We start from the raw sequence: 6,654 nt of genomic DNA, 5'->3' as shown, positions 1-6,654 counted from the left end.
CCGCGCAGCAGCGCCGCGTCCGCTCGAGGGACGGCGACTTCGGGCACGTCGCCACGTATCGCGCCCATCGCCCGGACATGGGCGCGGGCCCGGTCCGTCGTGGGGGCCAAGCACACACAGAAGCGCGCCATCGACGGCTCCTCTCCGCTCTGTTCCTCGCCGGTTTCCCGGCCGACCGGGTCACCGGGCCCGTTGATGACCCGTCATTCCGCCGCCTACCGCTCCGGCGGGTCAGCCGAAGTCGTCGTCGCTCCAGCCTCCGTCGTCCCCGTCGCCCCAGTCCCCGTCCCAGTCGTCCCCCGAGTTCTCGAAGCCGCCGCCCGAGTCGCCGGAGCCGCCCCCTTCGCCGCCGTCCCTCGCGGAGGCCTCGGCCTGGCGGCGCAGCTCCTCCTCCTCTTCCGGGCTCAGGCTCAACGGCGGCAGCTGTGCCTCCGTGACGGCCAGCGCGGTCACCCCGACACCGGCGAGCAGCAGGCCCATCCGGCCGCCGAAGGACGTCCGGTTGACCGTGAGGAAGTCGCGCCCCCACACGGTCCGCCCGTACCCGATGTCCCGGCCGTAGCTGACGGTGCCGTTGGAGACACGTTTGACGATGCGATCACCGAGGAGTTCGTCCGTACCCGACGCCGACATGTTGTCGTGCCAGCGCACCAGCCCCGCCACCGAGGGATCGCGCCGCCGCCACTCCTGCCGGCCGTCGTCGTAGGAGCGGTGCACACTTCCGTCCGCCAGCAGCTCGTCGCTGTAGACGGTCTCTCTGGGCCTCATCATGGTCTGCGGTCCTCAAGCTCTTCCGGTCGGATCGGGCCAGGTCACGAATCCCGAGGTACGCAGGTCCCGCAGCCCGGTCCACACCGAGGTGCGCGGCACCCGCGGCCCCCGGGTGAGACGCAGCACCCCGCGGACCAGCCGTCCCGGGGGCACGGCGGCGACCTCGGCGAACCGGCCCCGCGCCAGCCACGCCGTCTCCTGCGGCGTGAGGGTGCCGGGCAGTTCGGCCAGTTCCACCGTGCCGACCGGGCCGCGCCCGGCCGGCAGACGCATGGCCCGCACATGGCGCGGTACGAGGCCCAGGGACGACACCCGCACGCCGGGAACGGGCCCGAGAGCGGCCCGGACCTGGCCACGCAGCGCGATCCCCCGGGGGCTCGCGTCGTGGAGGACGTGGACCGTCGCCCCGCCCGCGCGCTCCAGAGCGGTGGTCAGCCGCGGGTCGAACGGCAGCGCGTCGGCCACCGCGAGGACCGGGCAGGCCGCCTCCAGATGGACGTGGTTGGCGAGCAGCATCCGGGCGATCGCGCGGTCCTGGCAGACCAGGAGACGGGGCAGCCCGTATGCGTGGAGGTCGGGTTCACCCGCCCGCTCCGGAGCGGGTACCTCCTCGGGCGGGGGCGGCAGCAGGCCCGGGACGGTGTCCCGGCCCCGGACGTCCAGAGCACGGGTGAACGACGGCAGCCGCAGGTACGGCCGAGCGGTGCGCGGAATCCGGCTCAGCAGGGTCAGGGAGGGATCGAACACCCGGCAGGTCTCGAAGTACAACTGACGTTCGGTGAAACGGAGGCCGCCCGGCTCTGCGGCCCGCACGGCCGCGGCGTCGATCGCTGCGTGGAGTGCGGCGTCCACCGCGCGGGCGAGCAGGCGGGTGCCGGGCCCGCCGGGCCGGGCCCGGTCCCTGACCTGGTCCGGGAGGATACGCGCCCCGGCGACGGGAGGGCGTCGCGGTGTCATGAGGTGCTCCTGTCGTGCTTCCGGTCGTGCTTTCTGTCGTGCTTCCGGTCGGTGCGGGAGGCGCCTGGGGGCTGCGGCTCTTCGAGGTCGTCCGGCCAGGTGAGGAACCCCTGGGAGAGCGGGCTCCCCGGGCGATCGGGCGGCGGGGCGGGCGCCCGCACGGCATGCTCGACCGCCTTGGTGACGGCCTCGGCGAGTACCGGGGGCGGCACCGCGGCGACCGGCCACCACCAGCCCTCGGCCAGCGCCTCGGCCTCGGGTCCGGGCAACCCGGCCACGGTGCGCAGGAGTTCCGCGTCGCATCCCCTGCCGGGGGAGAAGCGGCGGACGGCACGCCGGTTACGTGAGGCAGCCCCCGGCCGGAGCCCGGCGTCCACGATCGTCCGGCCGGGGTGGGCGGCGCGGAGAGCCGGGGCGAGCAGCGCGCCGCCGGCATCCGCGTCGTGCAGCACCACGACCGGCAGGTCGGATCGCTGCGCGGCCAGCAGCTCCAGAGCCTCCCGCACGTGCGCGGGCCCGTTCACGGGGCCGCCGCGCTCGGCGGCCTTCGCCACCAGGAGGGTGTGCGACCTGTCCGGGAGCCGGTTTTCCCTGAGGAAGCGCGCGACGACCGGCTCCGTGCAGACGATGACCACTTCCGGTGGTCCCGACCGCTGTTTGACCCCGCGACGCTGCGCCGTGGCGCCCGCCGCGCGCTTCTCGTCGACCACACCTCCGGGCAGCCCGCCGTACGTCAGCGTCCAGGCGCCGAGCATCAGCGAACGGAACACGGTCTCCGACGGATGGACCTGCGCGTACGGCCGCCGAGCCGGACGGTGCCGCAGCACCGCCGCCAGGACGAGCACCACCGGGACCAGCCCCAGGGCGACCGTCCGGAACCCGCCGTGCGCCGCGACGGCGACCGCGACCAGCGCGGCGGAGAGCGGCAACGCGACGGTCCAGCGCACCCACGCCCGGACCCCGTGCGAAGGGGACCCCTCCGCGGACGGGTTGGACGACCGGGCGGCGTACCAGAGCTGGGTCAGGGTGATCTTCAGCCTGCCGTTGCCGGTGGCACGCTCCACGCAGCGCCGGATGCGCAGGTCGTGCATCCCCACCCCGTCCGACCTGGGGTCCAGCGCATGGCGTTTCCCGCAGTGCACGCACCTGCCGCCGACACGTTCCTTCCGGGTGAGCCGCGCTTCGCAGCCCGGGCAGATCATTTTCTGCGCTCCTCGGCCGGGCCGGTGGAGGGCCAGGTCAGGAAGCCGACACCGGCCGCCCCGGCACGGGCGGGGTCGGGGCGGCCGGTGGCCCGGCCGGCGCACCGCGCGACGACCTCAAGCAGCCGGGCCGGAGGAAGTCCGACGAGCGGGAACCCCCAGCCACGGCCCAGCCACTTCAGCTCCGCCGTGCCGAACTCGCCGAGAGCGGCGAGCGCGCGCCGTCCCCCGGCATCGGGCCGGTGCCACCGGTCGCGTACCGGCACCGCGTGTGCGAGACCGCGGACCTTGCGCACGGGAAGCCCTGCGTCGACCACCCTGATGCCCGGGAACGCGTCGCGGACGTGCCGGACGAGCAGTGCGCCGTGCGCGTCGGCGTCGTGCAGCACGATCACCGGCCCCCGAGGGGCGAGGGCCACGGCCTCGTCGAGGGTCCGGACGAGCGCGAGGCCGTAGTGGCCGGCCACTCCCTCGGCCGCGAGGAACGCGATGACCGACGGATCGGGGCAGAGCAGGACTCCGGCCGCCCGGTCGGCGGGGGCGGGCGCGCCGGCCACGGTCTTCGGCGGTGCGGTCTTCGGCGGTGCGGTCCTCGGCAGTGCGGGCGGGGCGCCGTCCGGGGTCCACTCCCGGACGGGGTCGTCCACCATGCCCGGCGGCAGTTCGCCGTACACCCTGAGCCAGGGGGTGAGGACCTCCGAGCGGAACGCGGCACGGTCCACCTGCGGGACGCCGCGGCCCACCCCGGCGCTGCGGGCGACGACCACCGACAGCGACACCAGCGACAGGACCCCTCCGGCGACGATGGCCGGCACGAAGGGGATCAGGACACCCGCCAGCAGAAGTCCTAAGCCCAGCACCCCCGTAAAAGAGTTCCAGGCGTCCCCGAGGCTGCTCTTCCGCAGCGATCGGCGCGACAGGGCGTACCAGAGCTGTCCGGGGGCGACCGCGAGCCGGCCGTCGGCCGACAGCGCGGCCATCACACGCCGCACCCGGAGGTCGCTGAGTTCGAGGGCGTTGGTCTTCGGGTCCAGCGCGTAGACGCGCCGGCAGTACGCGCACCTGTTGCCGGGGCGTTCCTTGCGGAGCAGCCGGTGCTCGCAGTGCGGACAGATCACGGGCGTGCCTCCAGGGCCGTGGCCACCCGGCGCAGTCGGCCCGCGAGCCGCTCGCGCACCGTCGCCGGGGCGATGCCGTGGACCCGCTGGCGTTCCTCCACGGAGCGCAGAGCCGTCGCGAGGGCCCGGAAGTCGGTGGTGGCCGCCGTGGCGAGAGTGCCGTGCTCCTCCGGTGGAACGCCGCCCCGGGAGCGGCGCTCCGCTTCCGGGGCGGTGATCGCGTAGTCCTCGTGATCGATGCCGTACCCCGTGTTGGCCGTGACGATGGTCAGCGGACGTGTTCCCCGGTTGGCGAAGGAGTGCGGCATCATCTCCGGGATGCGTATGAGCATCCCCGGTACGAGTGGTACGTCGGCGGTCCTGCCGCGCTCGGCGTCCCAGAGACCGCAGGACGCGTGACCGAGCGACAACACGTAGTGCTCGCCGCCGTGGGCGTGGGGCGTGAAGGCGCTGCGGGGAGCGACCATCCCGAGTTTCACCGTCGCGTTGGACGGCCGCTCCGGGGACGTGGCGGCGTCGCCCACCAGGTAATGGGCGAACTGCCCGTCGTCGATGAAGGGGATCGTTCCGCCGTCAGGACCCAGCGGCCGGCAGCCGTCACGGTCCGCGACGACCACGGAACCGTCCGGCCGCACATGGTAAAGACGCACACCGAGGGGCAACACCCCGCGCACTCGGTCCGGTATCTCGCCGCCCGCGCCCATCGCGCCTCCCCCTGCCCCCGTGACGCGCGGCGCGCGCGTCATGCAGGGAATCCTAGGGCGGTACCGGCCCCGCGCGGGAGATCCGGGCACGTCTCTCCGGTGAAGTCCCGGTGAACGCGGAGGTGTGCGGGGGCGGGCCCGGGCGCCACATGCGCCCGTCGTGCGCCCGAATGGCGGTGCCGCGACCCGGAGCCTAACGTCGAACGGGTAACGCGTCCGGGCCCGTACGGACCGAGGGCGCCGCCGTCGGCAGACATGGGTACTGATATGACGGACTCCCAAGCGAATGTCGCACATCTGGCCGCGCCCGGGAACAAGAACGAGGGCCGCGGCAAAGGTATGGCGCTCCTCGTCATCACCTCGTGCCAGCTGATGGTGGTGCTCGACATCACCATCGTCAACATCGCCCTCCCGCACATCCAGACCTCTCTCGGATTCAGCACCGAGAACCTCTCGTGGGTGATCAACGCCTACACGCTGACCTTCGGCGGTCTGCTCCTGCTGGGCGGACGGCTGGGAGACATCCTCGGACGCCGCAGAGTCTTCATCTTCGGCGTTCTGCTCTTCGTGTTCGCCTCCCTGCTCGGCGGTCTGGCGCAGGAGTCCTGGCAACTGCTCGCCGCCCGTGCCCTCCAGGGCGTCGGCGGCGCCATCGCCTCCCCCACGGCGCTGTCGCTGATCACCACGACCTTCCGTGAAGGGCCCGAGAGGAACAGGGCGTTCGGCGTCTTCGCCGCGGTCTCCGCGGGCGGCAGCGCGATCGGCCTGCTCGCCGGAGGCCTGTTGGTGGAGTGGCTCGACTGGCGGTGGATCTTCTTCGTCAACGTGCCGATCGGCCTGCTGATCGCACTTGCCACCCCCCGCTACATCCCCGAGTCCGTCCGTCACCCGGGCCACTTCGACCTCCTCGGCGCGCTCACGTCCACACTGGGCATGGTGATGCTCGTCTACGGCTTCATCCGGGCCTCGGAGGACGGCTGGAGCGACACGGTCACCCTCGGGGCCTTCGCGGCGGCCGTGGTGCTGCTCGCGGCGTTCATCGCCAACGAGCGGCGGTCGAAACAGCCGATCACCCCGCTGTGGATGTTCCGCGACCGCAACCGCGCGGGCACCTACGGCATCATGCTGTCCCTGTCCGCCGCGATGTTCGGCATGTTCTTCTTCCTCACCCTGTTCGTGCAGAACGTCCTCGGCTTCAGCCCACTGCGCGCCGGGCTCGCCTTCCTCCCGGTGAGCGTCATCATCGCCGTCGGCGCCGGGATCGCTTCCCAACTGCTGCCCAGGTGGGGGCCCAAACCCTTCATGGTGACGGGCGCGGTACTGGCGGCGGGAGGACTCGGCTGGCTGACCCTGACCGACGCGAACAGCACCTATCTGGGCAGCCTGCTCGGCCCGATCCTCGTCTTCGGTCTGGGCATGGGACTCCAGTTCGTCTCGCTGACCCTGATGGCCGTCTCGGGCGTCCGACCCAAGGAAGCGGGAGCGGCATCCGGAATCCTGAACGCCACCCAACAGGTCGGCGGTTCGCTCGGGCTCTCCATCCTGGTCACCGTCTTCGGCACCGCCAGCCGCAACGAGGCGACCGACCAGATCCCGAAGTTCATGCAGGAGGCGACCCCCGCCCAGCAGCTGGAGTTCCGCCGGACCGGCGAACTCCCGCCGCCCTGGGGCAACGAGGTACTGGCCTCCGGTGTGTCGGCCGCCTTCATCGTCGCGGCCGTGATCGCCGTACTCGCCGCGCTGATCGCCCTCTTCGTCATCCAGGTCCGCGCCTCCGACCGCGAACGCCTCCAGGGCGGCGCAGCCCCCGCGGTGGACGAGGACGACGCCGCCGCCCCCGCAGTGGCCACGGGAACCCCCGGCGCCACGGACGGCGCGGCCCTGAGGGACGGGGCGACGGAC

6 protein-coding genes are annotated in these 6,654 nt (G+C 73.1%); 1 reads left to right on the top strand and 5 read right to left on the bottom strand.

Annotated features, from left to right (window positions below; all coding sequences use genetic code 11):
• Positions 1 to 231: 231 nt before the first annotated feature.
• The 5 genes from ACFWEP_RS29605 to ACFWEP_RS29585 form a co-directional block, all read right to left on the bottom strand.
• Positions 232 to 771, bottom strand: coding sequence for a hypothetical protein (locus ACFWEP_RS29605; protein WP_387374590.1), 540 nt, complete (start codon positions 769 to 771; stop codon positions 232 to 234).
• A gap of 12 nt (positions 772 to 783) precedes the next feature.
• On the bottom strand, positions 784 to 1,728 hold the full coding sequence (locus tag ACFWEP_RS29600) for a hypothetical protein (RefSeq protein WP_387374588.1): 945 nt from the start codon (positions 1,726 to 1,728) through the stop codon (positions 784 to 786).
• Positions 1,725 to 2,825: a hypothetical protein gene (locus ACFWEP_RS29595; protein ID WP_387374587.1), complete on the bottom strand. Its 1,101-nt coding sequence runs from the start codon at positions 2,823 to 2,825 to the stop codon at positions 1,725 to 1,727. The genes ACFWEP_RS29600 and ACFWEP_RS29595 overlap by 4 nt, the downstream gene beginning before the upstream one ends.
• Positions 2,826 to 2,926: 101 nt before the next feature.
• Complete coding sequence (locus ACFWEP_RS29590) at positions 2,927 to 4,048, bottom strand: hypothetical protein (protein WP_387374585.1); 1,122 nt, start codon at positions 4,046 to 4,048, stop codon at positions 2,927 to 2,929.
• Positions 4,045 to 4,794, bottom strand: coding sequence for a cupin domain-containing protein (locus ACFWEP_RS29585; RefSeq protein WP_387374583.1), 750 nt, complete (start codon positions 4,792 to 4,794; stop codon positions 4,045 to 4,047). Before ACFWEP_RS29585 ends, ACFWEP_RS29590 begins: the two co-directional genes overlap by 4 nt.
• A gap of 225 nt (positions 4,795 to 5,019) precedes the next feature.
• On the opposite strand from ACFWEP_RS29585, the gene ACFWEP_RS29580 reads away from it, so the two are divergent.
• A partial coding sequence (locus ACFWEP_RS29580; protein ID WP_387374581.1) for an MFS transporter occupies positions 5,020 to 6,654 on the top strand: 1,635 nt, incomplete at its 3' end.

Source organism: Streptomyces sp. NPDC060198 (assembly GCF_042728415.1).
GTDB lineage: Bacteria > Actinomycetota > Actinomycetes > Streptomycetales > Streptomycetaceae > Streptomyces.
The sequence above is the reverse complement of the archived record's forward strand: the minus strand, read 5'-3'. Positions and strand labels throughout refer to the sequence as shown.